The following is a 16,551-nucleotide window of genomic DNA, read 5'->3' on the forward strand; positions in this document are numbered from 1 at the left end:
CGCTGCCAGGCTTACGACAGAGAAAGGGTGGAGGGAATCCCCAATGAACAAGGCATCAGGGCTCATTCAAAATATAAGACAATGCTGGCCGCTCTATCTCATGGTCATACCGGGTATTGCATTCTTTATTATTTTTAAATACATCCCGATCGGCGGCTCGGTAATCGCTTTTCAGGACTATTCGATCTTCAAGGGGATCACGCACAGCCCGTTTGTAGGCTTCAAAAATTTCAGTCTGCTGTTTGACTCACCGGATTTCTACCGCATCTTTACAAACACCTTATTGCTGGGGCTTATGAAGGTGGTGCTGATCTTTCCGGTTCCCATTGTGCTGTCCCTGCTTATTAATGAAGTGCGTAATTCCCTGCTGAAAAGAGGCGTGCAAACCGCCCTCTACATCCCGCATTTTCTGTCCTGGGTTATCATTGCGGGCATTACGTTCGATATTTTCTCCCTCAGCGGGATTTACAATACGGTCCGGGAATGGTTTGGCTACGGGTCCAACCTGCTGATGCAGCAGGAGCATTTCTTCCGGCCAATCTACGTTATAACCGGAATCTGGCGCGAAGCAGGCTGGGGAACGATCGTCTATCTGGCGGCCATCAGCTCCATGGACCCGAGTGTCTATGAATCGGCCGTCATCGACGGGGCTTCACGGTTCAAGCAGATCTTTTATATCACCCTGCCGCTGCTGCTGCCGACTATCGTTATCCTGTTCCTGCTGGACATCGGCAATTTCATGGAGCTGGGCTTTGATCAGGTGTACAACCTGCTGACCCCGATGACCTACTCAGTTGGCGATATCATTGATACCTTTGTGTACCGGACGGGGATTCAGGAAGCGCGTTACAGCTTCGCGACAGCCGTCGGATTGTTCCAGGCCGTGATCGGTTTCACACTGGTGTTTGGCTTTAACCGCTTATCCAAAAAAGTATCGGACGGGGGGCTCTGGTAATCATGATCCGGCTATCCTTTGGTGAAAAGGTATTTCAGACGGCAACCGTCATCTTTCTCTGTACCCTATCCGTCATTGCCCTAATTCCTTTAATTTCTGTACTTTCAGTCTCCTTCAGCTCCAAGCTGCCTGTCGAGATGAATCTGGTCACGCTGTGGCCGCGCGGCTTCACCCTGGATTCCTGGAAGTATATTGTAGGCCGGCCTGACCTGTGGAGGTCCTTCTTCATTACCTTGACCTCAACTGCGATCGGAACGGCGCTTTGTCTTCTTATAACAGCGTTAACCGCTTATCCTTTAGCTAAAAAAGAGTTCAAGCCGGGTACCATCATTATGATTGCTGCTGTTATAACCATGGTCTTCAAAGCACCGCTGATTCCGTATTTTCTGACCGTAAAAAGCATCGGACTTTACAATAATCCGCTTGTGCTGGTCATTCCGCATGTGCTGACGGCGTACAATCTGATTATTATGCGGACGTTCTTTCTGCAGTTTCCGAAGGAGCTGGAAGAAGCGGCTGTTGTAGAGGGGGCGGGCTATTTCCGGACCCTGTTCAGCCTGGTGCTTCCGCTGTCCAAGGCGGTACTCGCCACGCTGGGCCTGTTCTATGCCGTTGTAATCTGGAATCAGTTCCAGCATCCGCTGCTGTTCCTTCAGAACCCGGACTGGTTCCCGCTGCAGATCAAGATCAGACAGTTCATTACCAGTAACAACGAATTGCCGCTGGTTGGCAATGCGGCGCTGCTGAATTACAATGAAAGAACGCTGCGGGCCGTCACGATTGTGTTTGCGGTTATACCGATCCTGGCGGTGTATCCTTATCTTCAGAAGTATTTTGTGAAGGGAGCCATGCTCGGCTCTGTAAAGGGATAACGCAAATTCCGGCATGTGGAAGCAGGGGGCTGCATGTTCATCCAAAATATCATTCACCGCATCGGTGAGATGAAGCTGCGGAATAAGCTGATTATCAGCTATTTCGTGGCTTCTGTCGTTCCGATTCTCTTAATTAGCCTTACCATTTACCAGCTGTCGGCCAAAAGCGTTGAGGACGCTACCAGTGAATTTGCAGCCATGTATGTTTCACAGGCGACCATGAACCTGGACAGCTTTGTGGAGCGTCATGACCAGTCTACGAAATCGGTTTTTCTGGAAGAGGACATTATGGAGATTCTGTCCGGCCCGGAGCCGGACAATATGGATGAGCTGATCAATGACCGGGCAGCGATCCAGCGTTTTTTTGCCAGGATCACAACGACCTATACGGATATTGATACAGTGATGCTGGTCAATGCCGAAGGGACACTCTATCACTATACGAGGGCTCTGGACAGAGTCAGTGCAGAGGAGCTGGAGAGCCGGACCTGGTTCAAGCAGTCCCGTAATGAGAAGCGGCTGTTTCTGACCCCGGTCCATGACCGGTCGTACTACAGCCGTAACAAGGAAGGGGCTGCTTTCACGGTCGGACGGGTGCTTTGGAATTTTAACGGCTCTTACGCCGGTATGATCCTGCTCGATATGAACCCTGACAAGCTGATTGCCCTGAGCGATGATTTCCGCCTGCTGGGCAACAAGTACGACATCCGGCTTATTATCACGAATCCGGAGGGCGGGATTCTCTATCATTCCGGTGCGGCGACCGGCAAAGTCTCCTGGGATCCGCTTATCGGCCAGGTTTACCCGCCGGAAGGCTCCGGGAAGGATGAAATCATCCTGTCGAGAACGGCGAATGCAGAGCAGCTGCTGGTCAGAGCCGAGATTCCGCTAAACAAGCTGCTGGCCAAGATCCGCAGCATCAAGCATGTGACGATGGTGTCAATCATCATCAGCCTGCTGTTTATCTTCCTGATCTCGGTGTTATTCAGCTACCGGATAACGAAGCCGATTATTAATCTGCGCCGCAGCATGAAGCAGGTGGAGATGGGCCAGTATTCCCTGCTGCCGGCGGGCTCCGGCTCCCATGATGAAATTAACGGCCTGGTTCAAAGCTATAACAAAATGATTGTCGTTATTAAAGAGCTTATTGAAGACGTTTACATCGCCGGGCTAAAGCGCAAGCAGGCGCAGTTCCTTGCGCTGCAGTCCCAGATTAATCCACACATGCTCTATAACACGCTTGAATCGATCCGGATGAAGGCGGTCGTTAAGCAGCAGAACGATATTGCTGAGATGATCAAGATTCTGGCCCGCATGTTCCGCCTGTCGATGGGCAAGGACAGGGACAGCAATCTGGTCAGGCATGAGGTCGAATATGCAGCCCATTATATTTTTCTGCAGAATATCCGTTATGACAACAGGTTCATCCTGGATGTACAGCTCAGTGACCGCGTGCTGGACACGCCCGTTATCCCGCTTGTCTTTCAGCCGATTGTGGAGAACAGCATTAAGCACGGCTTCCGGAATTACGCCAGGCAGCTCCATATCCGGATTGAGGAGCATATCCTCGAATCAGGAGATGTGCGGATCCGGTTCATTGATGACGGAGGGGTATTGACGGAGCAGCAGGCCCGGGATATTAATCAGCAGCTGCAAAGGATTAATTTTACGGCGTACGATCCTGAAGAGGAGAACGGGCCGGATACAGAGCAGGGCATTGGCCTGCGCAATATTGCGGAACGGCTGAAGCTGCAGTACGGGGAACGGTATGAATTGGTTATTTATGCCGGTGACAGGATAGGCACCGTTGTCGAGCTGATCATTCCGCTGGCCGGATAAGCATTGCACAGCTGGGGGGACTTCACGATGTATAATATTATTTTGGTAGATGATGAAATGGGTATTATCGAAGGGCTGAAGGTGATCATTGGCGCCTATTTACCGGAGTGCCGGGTAATTGGCTCCGCTAATGACGGAACGGAGGGCTACCGGCTTATTTTGCAGCAGTGTCCTGATATTGTGATCACGGATATCCGCATGCTGGAGCGTGACGGCCTGGAAATGATCGAAAGCCTGACGGCGAAGGGCGTCTCTGCGAAGTTCATCATCCTCAGCGGATATTCGGAGTTCGAATATGCCCGTAAAGGGATGCAGCTTGGCGTCAAGAGCTATCTGACCAAGCCCATAGAAGAGACTGAGCTGCAGCAGTGTGTCAGAAAGGTAATCCGGGAAATCGAGACTGCAAGGACACAGGAGGAGCTGAAAAGAACAGACGCACTGACCTCCTCCGGACAAACGGCTGACCCGGAGCCTGACCCGAAGAAGAGAGATGTAATTGCGGAAATCAAACAGTACCTGATTGAGAATTACGACCAGAACGTCAGTCTGGCCGATCTGTCCAGCCGGTTCTATCTGCATCTTAATTATCTCAGCTCCCTTTTCAAAGAGAAAACCGGACAGACCTACCTCGAATATGTCTCCATGATCCGCATCGAGAAGGCGAAGCAGCTGCTGGCGGACAGTGAGCTGAAGATTTACGAGGTCGGCCAGAAGGTCGGCTATTATGACACAACGCATTTCTCCAAAGTGTTCGAGAAAATCGCCGGCTGTAAGCCCAGTGAATACCGCAGGATGCAGCAGAAAAGATAATGAATCCACATTTATATGAATTCAGCCTCACTGTTTCTTAAAAGCTGTTGCCAAAAAACCGGACTTGGGAGTACATTCATACTGCGAGTATAGAAGCTTGGAAGGAAGGTTACTAACGGTATGACAGAAACCATTCAGGTACATAGAGCAACGGAGGATAATGTAAAACTCATCGGGCGGACGCATTATTATAAGGAGGTGCGGTGGCTGGCTCTCTCCGGTAGCGGCGTTGAGTTCACCTTTTACGGCCGGAAAGCGGAAATTACGCTGCAGGCGGATGCCATAGCCCTTACCGGCAATAACCTGGCCCGGATCGCAATCTGTGTAAATGGCGTGCGCGTGATTGATGATCAGCTTAACCAGCCGGTGGTTACGTACACTGTGTTTGAAAGCGACACCGAGCAGGAGGTTACTGTATCCGTCATCAAGCTGTCCGAGGCGGCAATGTCGACCGCAGGGATTCAGGCCATCACCGTCGATGCTGCGGAAGGCATTAAGCCGGCTCCGGCTGGCATACATTCAATCGAATTTATCGGCGATTCCATTACCTGCGGCTATGGCGTGGATGATGAGGACGGGACGCACTCTTTTAGCACAGCTACTGAAGATGTTACCAAGGCCTATGCGTATCTGACTGCCCAGAGGCTTCAGGTAGACTACAGTATGGTATCCTACAGCGGATATGGCATCATCACAGGCTATACGGAAAATGATCAGAAGCTGCTTACACATCTGCTTCCGGATTACTATGAGAAGGTAGGGAAATCCGAGGGAAGATTTGCTGATGCTTTTCTTCCCCAGGAGCTTCCCTGGGATTTCAACAGGCTTGTACCCGACCTGATCGTTATTAATCTGGGTACAAATGATGATTCCTATACCAAAGATGATCCCGGCCGGCAAGCTGAGTACGCCCGGGAATATACCGGGTTTCTACGAACAGTCCGGCGCTGTAATCCGCATGCGAAGATCCTGTGCACGCTGGGAATCATGGGGGATAGACTGTATCCTTATGTGGAGCAGGCAGTCAGCCGATATTCTGCTGAATCCGGCGACACCAATCTTTCTACGATGAAGTTTGAAGTGCAGCAGGCGGCAGACGGTTATGCTTCGGACTCTCACCCGTCCGGGGTTACTCATCATAAAGCGGCTGATAAGCTGGCTGCTCATATCCTAGAGCTTATGAATTGGGAATAAATCAAAAGGAGGCCTGCGGAAACCGCAGGCCTCTTAAAGCAATAATCAGTTGAACATATCCTGAAGTCCCGGACTATGCTCGTTCGGCATCTCCGGCATAACCGGAACCGGGAAGCCCGGCGGAGGAGCCGTAACCTCGAGATTCCCCTTGTTGCGGCTAGGGGAAGGGCCCTGGAAGATTTCTGCCATTCTGGACGGGTCCAGACTGAAATTAAACTGCACATTATGATAGCCCATATCCACGAACTTACGGCATTCCGGATATTTGTTGATATCATAATTGGGAACAGGGAACAGATTCCCCCAGTTGACTCCAAGCGTTTCCAGTGCCTTGGCAAATGCATTCTGATGTGCGTTATCGCGCACGATCAGGAACCCTAGCGTCTCACGGAACGTTTTGTTGGAGCTCATCTCGTAAATCCGGGTTTTCTGCAGCACTCCCGTTGATTCCAGCACTACATTGTCAAGCAGGTCACTGATCAGATTCCCGTGGCTGTAGACGTAGTTACCGAGCCAGGGATTCCCCATGGCATCCACCGGCAGCGATGCCTGCGCGCCCATAATGTAGTGATGGGGATTGGCATGCTTCACCGCTTCATCCAGCGGAGCACCGTCTTGGCCGGCATTACCGGCCTGATTCTCACCGGAGCCATTGAGGAGCTGGTTAATGGTATGCTGAACCAGATCCACATGGGCAATCTCCTCCAGGAATACGCCGCGCATGAGATCGCGGAACTGGGTGTCTTTGCCGCGGAAGTTGCTGCTCTGGAAGAAATACTGCATCATGGTCCGCATTTCCCCGTAATGACCGCCCAGAATCTCCTGCAGTACCTTTGCAGCCGCAGGATCGGGCTTGTCAACCACGATGTCGTTGATCAGGCCTTCCTTGTAGAAATACAATTGATCCCCTCCTTTGTGCTTGAGTTTTTATATCCCCGAAGAGCAGTTACGCCTTTACGGCCTCAGGTCTTTTTACCTGGAGCGGAGGAGGGATCAGCCAGCCGTTTTTCTTGGTTAGATGAAGAACCTTCAATCCAAGCGCGGCTTTGGTGAGATGATATTTGGCGAACAATGCGCCTACATCCTCACGGATGGATTGACCCATAGCCTGGCTGCAGGCTACCAGTCCGGCCGCGCTGTCGGCAGCCAGCATGGCTGCAATTTCAGGATCAGTAAATCTTGCTCCAACCGGAATATCCTCCAGCCGGGCTTCAGGACGCTGCGGCATCGCTGGCGCAGACGCCAGTCCCTGGTCAGCCAGCAACGAATCCAATTCGCTGATTTCAAGCTCAGCCTGATCAATCATCGCCCCAAGGATTTTTTTTAGATCATGATCACCGGCGTGGTACATATAAGCACGGTAGCAGGATAAAGCTCCTTTGGCTACTGTCGAGGCTGTCCATACGCTAAAAATCTCCCCGTAATGCATCGGCTCGTCTTTGGGGTTGCCGCCTAAAATTCCTGTCATGGTTATGCTCCTTTGTCATTAAAGTGAAATATGGAACAACGATAGCATGCCCTAAAATGAACAGATTTTGCAGAAGGATTTATCCGTAATTCTGGAAAAAGAAAAGCTGCTATACTCCTAAAGAGGAATACAGCAGCTTGTTATCGCAATATTTGCCGGTCTTAGTCTTTGAACAGAACTCTGAAGCTGAAGGGCTCAAGCTTAAGCCTGATCTCACCATTGTCTGCAGCAGCAGCTTCTCCGGAAAGGGCATCCTTCCAGTTGCCCTCAAGGGCCTGCACCAGGGCAGCCGGTTCAGCGGATGGATTCATCCAGACCGTACAATGCTCTTCAGCATTATAACGCTCGTAGATCAGCGGGCGTTCCTGCTGGTTGCTCTGGAGGAAGCGGAATTCTCCTGTACGGAGCACCGGATGCTCCTTGCGGAGCCTGATCAGCTGCTTGTAGGTATGATGCAGATCACGGTCCTGATGCTCTTCCTCCCAGATCATGCATTTCCGGCAATCCGGGTCCCCTTCACCATCAAGGCCGATCTCATCCCCGTAATAAATACAAGGCGTTCCGGTAAAAGTAAGCAGAAAGGCAACCGCCAGCTTGAGCTTATTTTTGTCACCGCCAAGCTGTGTAAGCAGCCGCGGGGTATCATGGCTGGCCAAGAGATTAAACAGCACCTCGTTGGCCTGCTGCGGATACCGCATCAGTAAGCCGCTGATATATTCTGAGAAGGTCTGCGCATCCATATCATCGCCCTGCAGAAATTCAATCAGTCGATTTGACAGCGGATAATTCATGACAGAATCAAACTGGTCGCCATGCAGCCAGCGAAGGGAATCGTTCCAGTTCTCACCGATAATATAGGCGTCCGGGTTAATTGCTTTGATCCGGGTGCGGAATTCCTTCCAGAACTTGTGGTCAATTTCATTGGCCACATCCAGCCTCCAGCCGTCCATCCCGAGCTCCTTGAGCCAATACTCGGCAATATTCAGCAGATATTCGCGTGTCTCCGGATTGGCTGTATTCAGCTTGGGCATTTCAGCAAAGAACCCGAAGGCATCGTAAGTTGGTTTGCCGTCCTTGACCTGTACCGGAAATTCGTTGATATGAAACCAGTCCGCATATTTGGACTTTTCCCCGTGCAGGGTAACATCCTTGAACTGTGGAGAGTTGGAGCCGATATGATTAAATACGGCATCAAGAACAATACGGATACCTTTGGAGTGTGCTTCATCCACCAATTTTTTTAACAGCTCTGTATCACCGAAATGCGGATCGATTGTCATATAATCGGTGGTGTCATATTTATGATTGGTAGGTGCCTCAAAAATAGGCGTCAGATAAATGGCCGTAATGCCCAAGTCCTCCAGGTAATCGAGATGATCGATGATCCCCTGCAGATCCCCGCCGAAAAAATTGTCCGTAGCAGGCTTTCCGCCCCATGGCGAAATATCCTCCGGGTCGTTGCTTGTATCGCCATTAGCAAACCGCTCAGGCATAATCTGATAAAATACAGCTGATTTAGCCCATTCGGGCGCCTGGAAAATATCAACCTCATGGATATAAGGCCAGTCAAAAAAACCGCCCGGAGCCTCAGGCTCTTCTATGAAAATCCCGTTTTCGGTCATCCATATCGTCTCTGCACCGGAATGAAAGCGGAAGGCATAGGAGAACCGGCGGTGGTCCGGCTTTACCGTTGTCTGCCAGTAATCAAACAGACGGTCAGTGCCTACTTTCTGCATTTCATATTCGTGATGGTAGGTTTCCCAGTCGTATTTATCACCGGTCAGCGCATAGATGCGTTCCACATTCTGCTTTTTGGTCCGGACGCGTAAATGAAAGGTATCCTTGTCATATGGATAGGACCAGTTGCTGTGCGGGACATGATGCAGGCTTTCCAGATGAATGCTGGTTGTAAGGTTAGCACAGCTGATGGCTTGTTCATTAGAAATCATTGCAGTCCCTCCCGGATCTGTGTTGTTGGTCTATGATTAGCAGTATTACCGTTGTAAAAAGGGTTAAGCCCGAGCCCTATATTTGCCGTCAAAAAAAGCCCGGATTCACCGGGCTGCCGGAATTGTATGCCTCCTTGTGAATTCATAAAGTGCTACATTATAAATAACCCGCGCCGGAGGAACTAAACACAGGAATTTGTATTTTCTGGATGCAGGTGAAGTAATGCTCATGTTCAAGCAGATACACTAAATTATATATAGTACCTTATAATATGTTATAATGGATTTCTTACTGCAAACTATGAAGAATAGAGGTCGCCAGAGGATGAAATGTAAAATTAACCGCAACGCCGCTAAAGTCCTGAAGGACATGCTGAACACACCGGAAGCGGAAGGCAAGAAAATCCGCGTAGTGATTACCCAGAATCACGGGGACCACGGCCACTATGATGTGACCCTGGATACACCGGCTGAGCATGATGAGATTGTAGCAACCGACAAGGATATCGAGGTGCTGCTGGATACACGTGAGCCGCTGCTGGACGGGGTATGGATTCAATACTTCTACGTGCCGCAGGAGGGCTTCTTCATCACCAATCCATCTACCGGTTTCCTTGAAAAATAAGCATTACACATTAAAAAGCGTTCAACCCGTTGCAAAAGGGTTGAACGCTTTTTTTGATCGGAAGGAGCGGATGTTCAGGAACGGGGATTCCCGTTCATGCCGTTTACCACACTCCAATTATGATTGACAGTTGCCGGAATCCGTCCCCGCTCCAGAATATAATCGGCGATCAGCTCGACCATGTCAGTCGGGATGTCCTTCACGACCGGCTTATCCTGGAACATGGTGAAATTCCCGCCGCCCGCGGCCCGGTAATTATTCATGACCACATCATATTCGGCGTCGGCCATCAGCGGCTGCCCGTTCTGCTCAAGCCGGGCGACACGCCGGCCGGCAGGCTGCGAAATGTCCAGAACATAGTCTATGCCCTCCCACATATCATAGTTGAAATGCTGGGGCTTGGGCCTAAGGAACGACGGATTCACTGAAATTTGCCCCTCGGCATTGATTTCGAAGTACTCTGCCGACTGCTCCAGAGCCGCCTTAATATCGCTTCCCGACACACGGAGCACCTTTAATGTATTAGGGTAGATGTAATTAGCCACGATCTCGCGCATGGTTATGCATTCCCCAAAGCCCGGAGACACGTTATCGAACAGGGCGGCAGCCGAGATGCCTGCCCCGGAGGCATTCATCTGCACGCGGTGGATAAATTCAATTAACGGATGCTCCTGAAGCCGTGCCTGCGCATGGGAGTGAACCGTCATATCCCCGTCCAGGAAGCCGAACGGCTGATCCAGCCAGGCCTGCGTCAGCTCCTCAATTTCATGGACAAGCTGCAGGATTCCCGGGTCCGGCGCATGCTCCCCGGCAGAGATCAGCTCGGACCGGCAGCCGGTCATGCTCCACCCTTCATGGTTTTTCTCCAGCTGCAGTGTCACCTTCCCCAAAAACCGGCCCTCATTCCCGGGCTGAATAACATGCACCCCGTTAATGCAAGCCGTTAGAACCCGGTGCTGATGGCCCGTGAACAGCACATCTATACCCGGTACCTGCTCACAAAGTGCATAGCCCGCATTCTCCCCGGTCAACGGCTCCGTTACCTGTCCGGTTTCAGGATCCCGCTCTAACCCCCCGTGATAGGAAACGATTATTATATCTGCCTGCCCCTCCGTTTTCATAAGAGGAATCCATTTCTGCGCAGCCGCTACCGGATCTTCGAATTGCAGGCCTTCAATATGGCCCGGCTGTTCCCAGACTGGAATATATGAGGTGGTCAGCCCCAGAATGCCGATCCGCAGGCCGTTCTCCAGCTCCCGGACAATATACGGCTTGCCGAAGGCAGGCTGTCCTGTAGACGAATCCACGATATTGGCTGACAGCCACGGAAAGCTTGAAGCCTCTGCCGCACTCCGCAGATACGGCAGACCGTAATTGAACTCGTGATTGCCGAGGACAGCCGCATCATAGCCCAGCTCATTCAGGCACGCAATGACCGGATTCGGCAATGAAGCATTTACCTTAGCATGATAATAGGTCAGCGGGGTGCCCTGCAGACAATCGCCGTTATCAATCAGTATCGTCTCAGGGGCGGAGCGCCGGATATCCTTGATTATACCGGCAATCCGGGCTAGCCCGTGTCCGGCCTCTTTCCGGGTAGCATAGCTGCTTGGCAGGATAAATCCATGCAGATCGCTCGTTTCTAACAACACAATTTCATAGTGCTGAGCTGGCATTTTGTCTCTCCTTTGCAGGCTAATCTAGAAAACTTTGCTTATTCTATCACACTATTTCGCGAATCAACAGACTCTGGAAGTTTTATCATAGTGATTACAAATTCATGCCAGATCGTTAACAAATGAATTATATAGTGGTTAAGCACTCATAAAATCCGGTCTTGTAAAAGACAAAAAAAGTGGAGGGTCTTTAAGTGAAAAAAAGAATCCAGCATCTGTTCACAGGAGTACTTGCAATCGGGCTATTGGCAGGTTGCGGCAACAACAACACAGGCAGCAACGGAGCTGCGAATGCAGCTGCAAATAATGCAACACCGGCAGCAACAGCACAGCAGGAGACAAGCACGGCAATTGATGTTCTGAAGGTCAGCTTTGTTCCGTCAAAGGACCCGGATCAGATCATTACAGCCACTGAGCCGTTAAAGGAGCTGCTGAAAACTCAGCTGGGCACCAAGGGCTTCACTGTAGGAGACGTTCAAATTGATGTCGGAACCACCTATGAAGCAGTCGGCGAAGCACTTAGTGCCGGAACAACTGATGTCGGCCTGATTCCAGGCGGTACTTACGCGCTGTACGATGACGGTGCTGAGGTTCTGCTGACATCCACCCGTAAAGCCCTTTCTAATGATTCCGAGAATCCAAAGGACTGGAACGACAACAAGCCGACTACAGGGCTTGATGATCAGCAGGCTTCCTACTACCGTTCCCTGCTTATTGCCGGACCTTCCGCTAAAGGCCAGGAGCTTGCAGCTAAAGTAAACAAAGGCGAAGAGCTGACATGGGAAGACCTGAACAGCGCAACCTGGGCAGTAATGTCCACCTCTTCTTCCGCAGGCTACATCTATCCAACACTGTGGCTGCAGGAGAAATACCAGAAGGGATTGACCGATCTGGCCAAAGTAACCCAGTCGGACTCCTACGGAAGCTCGTTTGCACGTCTTGCTGCAGGACAGGCTGACATCGTGGTTGCTTTTGCTGACGCACGCCGCGACAACGAAGAAAAGTGGACCAGCGAGTACGGCGGTACAGGCCCGATCTGGGATCAGACCAACGTAATCGGTGTAACGCAGCCAATCTACAATGACACTGTCAGCGTAAGCAAAAACTCCCCGATTATGACGGATGAGCTGAAGACAGCGCTGCAGGAATCCTTTATGGAGATTTCCGAAACGCCAGAAGGTAAAGAAGTTATTGCCATCTACTCGCATGAAGGCTACAAAGTAGCCCAGTCGTCCGATTATGACGGTGAGCGCCAGGCGCAGGAACTGATCCGCAGCATGAAATAAACAGCAAGTCCATACCCGTGAAACCTGAAATGAGAGCATCATGATTTCATGATGCTCTCATTTTTTCCACTTTATAAAATATGTGCAAAAGGATTGGATGCCCCCATGATTCAGTTTATCGATGTGAATAAAACCTATAATAACGGCACGACTGCTCTCAGCAATATCAATTTGACAATCGGGCAAGGTGAATTCGTTGCCGTAATCGGCCTCTCCGGTGCCGGCAAATCGACATTGATCCGTTGCATTAACCGTATACATGATATTTCCGGCGGCCAGCTGCTGGTCGACGAGGTAGACGTGTCCAAGCTCAGAGGACGGCATATCCGCAGATTCCGGCGCAGAATCGGGATGATTTTCCAGTCCTTTAATCTGGTAACACGCACGAGCGTAATGAACAACGTGCTGGTATCCTTCGTGCCGGGGCTGCCCTGGTGGAGAAAGCTGACGGGAATCTTCCGCAAGGAGCACAAGATTCTGGCGCTGGAGGCGCTCGACAAGGTCGGCATTCTGGACAAGGCCTTTGTCCGGGTGGACCAGCTGTCGGGAGGCCAGCAGCAGCGGGTGGCCCTGGCGCGGACGCTGGCCCAGAATCCGGATATCATTCTGGCGGACGAGCCGATTGCTTCCCTTGACCCCGTTACGGCACGGATTGTGATGGACGACTTCAAGAAGATCAACCAGGAGATGAACATCTCTGTCATTATGAATATCCACCATGTCGAGATCGCGCTTGAATATGCGGACCGTATTATCGGAATCCGCAAGGGTGAGGTTGTGTTCGACGGTGCAACAAGCGGGGTAACCCAGGAGATTCTGCAGGAGATTTACGGCGGGAAGTGGGAAGCGGAAAAAGCAGCAATGGAGGAGCAGCCGGCCTATGTATGATAAACTTTTTCCTCCCCGTAAAATTGAGCTTCCCAGCGGTAAAATTGTGCTGCAGAAGCGTTCGCGCACGCCGCTTGTCGTTCTGCTGCTACTTATCTGCACGATAGCCTCAGCACAATTCACGGGCTTCAGCCTCCGGCTGCTGGTTACACGGATTCATGAATTTTTTACGATTATCATTGCAATGATTCCGCCGGACTGGCAGAGCCTGTCCCGGATCTGGTCCCCCCTGCTGGATACGATCAAGATGTCTCTGCTGGGCTCCATTATCGGAGCCGTAGTGGCACTTCCGGTTGCTGTTGCCGCTTCCGCTAATATTGTCCAGTCCAAGGTGCTCATTGTGCTCAGCAAAGCGGTGCTCAGCCTGCTCCGGACGCTGCCGACGCTCGTATCCGCACTGATTGCCACCTTCGTATTTGGTCTTGGACCGATGGCCGGAACAGTGGCAATAACGCTGTTTACGATTTCCTATGTCGGCAAGCTGCTGTACGAGCAGATCGAGAATGTGGATATGGGTCCCTTTGAAGCGATGGAGTCACTCGGGATGACCAGGCTTGAGGCTTTTCGGTTCGCAATTATGCCGCAGGTGCTTCCGGGTTATATCTCAACCTCACTGTACTGCTTTGAAGGAAATGTACGTTATGCGGCAATTCTCGGCTATGTCGGGGCGGGAGGCATCGGGCTGCTGATTAATGAGGGGCTTGGCTGGCGGGATTATCCTGCGGTCGGTATGATTATATTCGTTCTGATTGTGACTGTGTATCTGATTGAAAGAGTCAGCGAGCATTTCCGCAAGAAGCTTATTTAAGGGAGACGTTACATTCATGAATACCATTGAAAAGCAGCTGGGAGCCGCTCCCCGCCGTTCATTATATCTAAGCACCATTGCGGTCATTGTCGGTGCGCTGTTCATCTGGTCGCTCACGGCAGTGAATTTCAACCAGATCGAGCAGAACAGTCTTAGAATTGCCAAAAATATTATATACGGGCTTACTCATCCGGATACAGAGCTGCTGTTCAATGTATCGAAGCAAAGCGTGCTGTATCTGCTGCTGGAGACAGTGGCTATAGCCTTTCTTGGAACCGTAGTAGGCGCAGTGCTTGCGGTACCGCTTGCCTTCCTTGCTGCCTCCAACATCGTACCGAAGCCGGTATCCTGGCTTACGAGACTGGTGCTGATCGTCATCCGTACCGTACCGGCGCTCGTCTACGGCTTAATGCTGATCCGGGTAACCGGTCCTGGCGCCTTTGCCGGAGTGCTGACGGTCGGCATAACCTCCATCGGGATGCTGGCCAAGCTCTATGTGGATGCTATTGAGGAGCTGGATAAGCGGGTTCTGGAGTCGATGACCTCGGTGGGCTGCAGCACCTTTGAGAAGATCAGGTTCGGCATTGTACCTCAGCTTCTGTCGACGTTCCTGTCTGTAATGATCTACCGCTTCGATATGAACATGCGGGAGGCCTCGATTCTGGGGCTGGTTGGCGCCGGCGGCATCGGGGCCCCGCTGATCTTCGCCATGCGGAGCTACAAGTGGGACCAGGTCGGCTCGATTCTGATCGGACTGGTCATATTTATCCTCATTATTGAGTTTTTCTCCAACAAGATCCGTGCAAGGCTGGTAAAGGGGTAACCAAAAAAGCGCTATGAGCCGGTGTTTCCGGTTCACAGCGCTTTTTTATATGCAGACGGGGGTTACAGGTAACACAAAATAGATTGTTCAATCCAATACATAAACTGTGTGGACGGGCTTAATTGCTCATATTCCTTCATCCGCAGATACATATCCATGCCGTCCGAGACATCATGCCAAAGATCGGTAAAGACAAAATCATATTGCCCGCCAGGCATCTGCTGCTCCGCATATTCAAAGGCATCGGCCTGAATGACTGTAATCTTATGCTTATTGCCGAACTGGGGCAGGATATGCGTGCGGAACAGCCGGATCACATCCTCATTGCTGTCCACGATTGTAACGCTGCGCACCTCAGCTTTTTCCGAAGCCATATAGGCATAGTAGCCCATCCCCAGCCCGTAGGTCAGCACATTGCCGGACGCCCCGGCGACAGCCTCCTTCATCGTCTCGATTTCATTCGGGGTAATCGTCATCCAGATCCGGTTATTCTCCAGCACCGCCGGAAAGCGGAATTCCGTCTCGAAAAAGCCGATCTGCGGTATCATCCGTCCTGCTGAGGTAGTGATGATGTCATTGCAGACAAAAGCCTCGTAAGGCTTGTACAGCTCCATTTTTAGCTCACTGCCGCCAATCGTGGCCGCGGGTATCTGAATGTTCTTGAAGTAGGGGTTATCGTAGTACTCCCGGACATCGAGCCTGTGCAGCATTTTGCTGAAATAGTGGTTGTACAGGTCCGTATCCGCAGGATTATCCGCAATATCCAGGCCCAGTGCAGCCGCGAAAAGAACACCGAAGGCATACTCCGCAGATACACCGAGCCCGGTAATCTCCGCAATCTCTTCCCGGCTGATGTAGTCCGGCCTGTTATTTAAAAAGCGGCTTAGCAGGGTCAATATTCTGTAGTTATCATCCTCGATCCTACCCGTTGTAATCTCGTTCATAATGTCACCTTTCTGGGACAGCGCCGCTGTCCGGGAGCTCTTTCTGCCCGCAGGACGCTGATAATCTAATTAACATGTAATATATCACATATCCATTAGAGTCCGTAGCATCAATAGCAATAGTGAAAGCAGGTGCTAACGGACCGGGGTGACCTTATTTTCATTATAGAGGCTATTCCACCGGGCTAACGGACCGTACTGCTCTTATTGCCTGGATTTTCAGGATCAGGAACATAATTTACTCCTAATAGGAGTGCTGGTGTCCGTTAGCCTGGTCAAATGGGCGATTTTGGCGAAATAAGGTTATCTGAGTCCGGACAGCTGCTCTGCTGACATATAGTTGATATTGTGGAAGGAATCCCGTTGTTTGCCCGGCAGGTAATCGGTTAATGATTAATGATCAATATTTAATGA

15 protein-coding genes are annotated in these 16,551 nt (G+C 51.0%); 10 read left to right on the plus strand and 5 right to left on the minus strand.

Going from position 1 to position 16,551, the window contains the following annotated elements:
• Positions 1-43: 43 nt before the first annotated feature.
• From R70723_RS07580 to R70723_RS07600, 5 genes are all read left to right on the plus strand, one after another.
• Entirely contained in the window at positions 44-955 is a 912-nt protein-coding gene (locus R70723_RS07580) for an ABC transporter permease (RefSeq protein WP_039871050.1), read from the plus strand.
• A gap of 2 nt (positions 956-957) precedes the next feature.
• Positions 958-1,827, plus strand: coding sequence for a carbohydrate ABC transporter permease (locus R70723_RS07585; RefSeq protein ID WP_231574840.1), 870 nt, complete (start codon positions 958-960; stop codon positions 1,825-1,827).
• A 33-nt stretch (positions 1,828-1,860) separates the two neighbouring features.
• On the plus strand, positions 1,861-3,666 hold the full coding sequence (locus R70723_RS07590) for a cache domain-containing sensor histidine kinase (RefSeq protein ID WP_039871056.1): 1,806 nt from the start codon (positions 1,861-1,863) through the stop codon (positions 3,664-3,666).
• 27 nt (positions 3,667-3,693) lie between these two features.
• On the plus strand, positions 3,694-4,476 hold the full coding sequence (locus R70723_RS07595; RefSeq protein WP_047171056.1) for a response regulator transcription factor: 783 nt from the start codon (positions 3,694-3,696) through the stop codon (positions 4,474-4,476).
• Between the two features lie 120 nt (positions 4,477-4,596).
• Positions 4,597-5,670: an SGNH/GDSL hydrolase family protein gene (locus tag R70723_RS07600; RefSeq protein WP_039871060.1), complete on the plus strand. Its 1,074-nt coding sequence runs from the start codon at positions 4,597-4,599 to the stop codon at positions 5,668-5,670.
• 45 nt (positions 5,671-5,715) lie between these two features.
• On the opposite strand, the gene R70723_RS07605 is transcribed toward R70723_RS07600, so the two are convergent.
• From R70723_RS07605 to R70723_RS07615, 3 genes are all read right to left on the minus strand, one after another.
• On the minus strand, positions 5,716-6,570 hold the full coding sequence (locus R70723_RS07605; protein ID WP_039871064.1) for a manganese catalase family protein: 855 nt from the start codon (positions 6,568-6,570) through the stop codon (positions 5,716-5,718).
• Positions 6,571-6,616: 46 nt separating this feature from the next.
• Positions 6,617-7,138, minus strand: coding sequence for a DUF3231 family protein (locus R70723_RS07610; protein ID WP_039871067.1), 522 nt, complete (start codon positions 7,136-7,138; stop codon positions 6,617-6,619).
• A gap of 161 nt (positions 7,139-7,299) precedes the next feature.
• A complete protein-coding gene (locus R70723_RS07615) occupies positions 7,300-9,087 on the minus strand; it encodes an alpha-glycosidase (protein ID WP_081957287.1) in 1,788 nt (595 codons plus the stop codon).
• Between the two features lie 325 nt (positions 9,088-9,412).
• Between R70723_RS07615 and R70723_RS07620 the strand changes: the two genes are divergently transcribed.
• Positions 9,413-9,712: a heme biosynthesis protein HemY gene (locus R70723_RS07620; protein WP_039871071.1), complete on the plus strand. Its 300-nt coding sequence runs from the start codon at positions 9,413-9,415 to the stop codon at positions 9,710-9,712.
• 74 nt (positions 9,713-9,786) lie between these two features.
• Here R70723_RS07620 and R70723_RS07625 read toward each other — a convergent pair whose 3' ends face one another.
• On the minus strand, positions 9,787-11,388 hold the full coding sequence (locus R70723_RS07625; RefSeq protein WP_039871073.1) for a bifunctional metallophosphatase/5'-nucleotidase: 1,602 nt from the start codon (positions 11,386-11,388) through the stop codon (positions 9,787-9,789).
• A gap of 194 nt (positions 11,389-11,582) precedes the next feature.
• Between R70723_RS07625 and R70723_RS07630 the strand changes: the two genes are divergently transcribed.
• The 4 genes from R70723_RS07630 (at position 11,583) to phnE (R70723_RS07645) (ending at position 15,193) form a co-directional block, all read left to right on the plus strand.
• Positions 11,583-12,674: a phosphate/phosphite/phosphonate ABC transporter substrate-binding protein gene (locus R70723_RS07630; protein WP_039871074.1), complete on the plus strand. Its 1,092-nt coding sequence runs from the start codon at positions 11,583-11,585 to the stop codon at positions 12,672-12,674.
• A gap of 105 nt (positions 12,675-12,779) precedes the next feature.
• Complete coding sequence (gene phnC, locus R70723_RS07635) at positions 12,780-13,562, plus strand: phosphonate ABC transporter ATP-binding protein (protein WP_039871076.1); 783 nt, start codon at positions 12,780-12,782, stop codon at positions 13,560-13,562.
• Positions 13,555-14,370, plus strand: coding sequence for a phosphonate ABC transporter, permease protein PhnE (phnE, locus tag R70723_RS07640; RefSeq protein ID WP_039871080.1), 816 nt, complete (start codon positions 13,555-13,557; stop codon positions 14,368-14,370). The genes phnC and phnE (R70723_RS07640) overlap by 8 nt, the downstream gene beginning before the upstream one ends.
• 16 nt (positions 14,371-14,386) lie before the next feature.
• On the plus strand, positions 14,387-15,193 hold the full coding sequence (phnE, locus tag R70723_RS07645) for a phosphonate ABC transporter, permease protein PhnE (RefSeq protein ID WP_039871084.1): 807 nt from the start codon (positions 14,387-14,389) through the stop codon (positions 15,191-15,193).
• Between the two features lie 62 nt (positions 15,194-15,255).
• Here the strand turns inward: phnE (R70723_RS07645) and R70723_RS07650 are convergent, their stop codons facing one another.
• Entirely contained in the window at positions 15,256-16,137 is an 882-nt protein-coding gene (locus R70723_RS07650) for a hypothetical protein (protein WP_039871086.1), read from the minus strand.
• Positions 16,138-16,551 lie beyond the last annotated feature (414 nt).

Origin of the sequence: Paenibacillus sp. FSL R7-0273, assembly GCF_000758625.1 — a bacterium.
In the GTDB taxonomy this organism is placed as follows: Bacteria; Bacillota; Bacilli; order Paenibacillales; family Paenibacillaceae; genus Paenibacillus_AQ.

Excerpts from the sequence above, each read along its gene's own strand:
- R70723_RS07580 (WP_039871050.1), top strand. The coding sequence starts at position 44 with ATGAACAAGGCATCAGGGCTCATTCAAAATATAAGACAATGCTGGCCG.
- R70723_RS07585 (WP_231574840.1), top strand. The coding sequence starts at position 958 with ATGATCCGGCTATCCTTTGGTGAAAAGGTATTTCAGACGGCAACCGTC.
- R70723_RS07590 (WP_039871056.1), top strand. The coding sequence starts at position 1,861 with ATGTTCATCCAAAATATCATTCACCGCATCGGTGAGATGAAGCTGCGG.
- R70723_RS07595 (WP_047171056.1), top strand. The coding sequence starts at position 3,694 with ATGTATAATATTATTTTGGTAGATGATGAAATGGGTATTATCGAAGGG.
- R70723_RS07600 (WP_039871060.1), top strand. The coding sequence starts at position 4,597 with ATGACAGAAACCATTCAGGTACATAGAGCAACGGAGGATAATGTAAAA.
- R70723_RS07610 (WP_039871067.1), bottom strand. The coding sequence starts at position 7,138 with ATGACAGGAATTTTAGGCGGCAACCCCAAAGACGAGCCGATGCATTAC.
- R70723_RS07615 (WP_081957287.1), bottom strand. The coding sequence starts at position 9,087 with ATGATTTCTAATGAACAAGCCATCAGCTGTGCTAACCTTACAACCAGC.
- R70723_RS07620 (WP_039871071.1), top strand. The coding sequence starts at position 9,413 with ATGAAATGTAAAATTAACCGCAACGCCGCTAAAGTCCTGAAGGACATG.
- R70723_RS07625 (WP_039871073.1), bottom strand. The coding sequence starts at position 11,388 with ATGCCAGCTCAGCACTATGAAATTGTGTTGTTAGAAACGAGCGATCTG.
- phnC (WP_039871076.1), top strand. The coding sequence starts at position 12,780 with ATGATTCAGTTTATCGATGTGAATAAAACCTATAATAACGGCACGACT.
- phnE (WP_039871080.1), top strand. The coding sequence starts at position 13,555 with ATGTATGATAAACTTTTTCCTCCCCGTAAAATTGAGCTTCCCAGCGGT.
- phnE (WP_039871084.1), top strand. The coding sequence starts at position 14,387 with ATGAATACCATTGAAAAGCAGCTGGGAGCCGCTCCCCGCCGTTCATTA.
- R70723_RS07650 (WP_039871086.1), bottom strand. The coding sequence starts at position 16,137 with ATGAACGAGATTACAACGGGTAGGATCGAGGATGATAACTACAGAATA.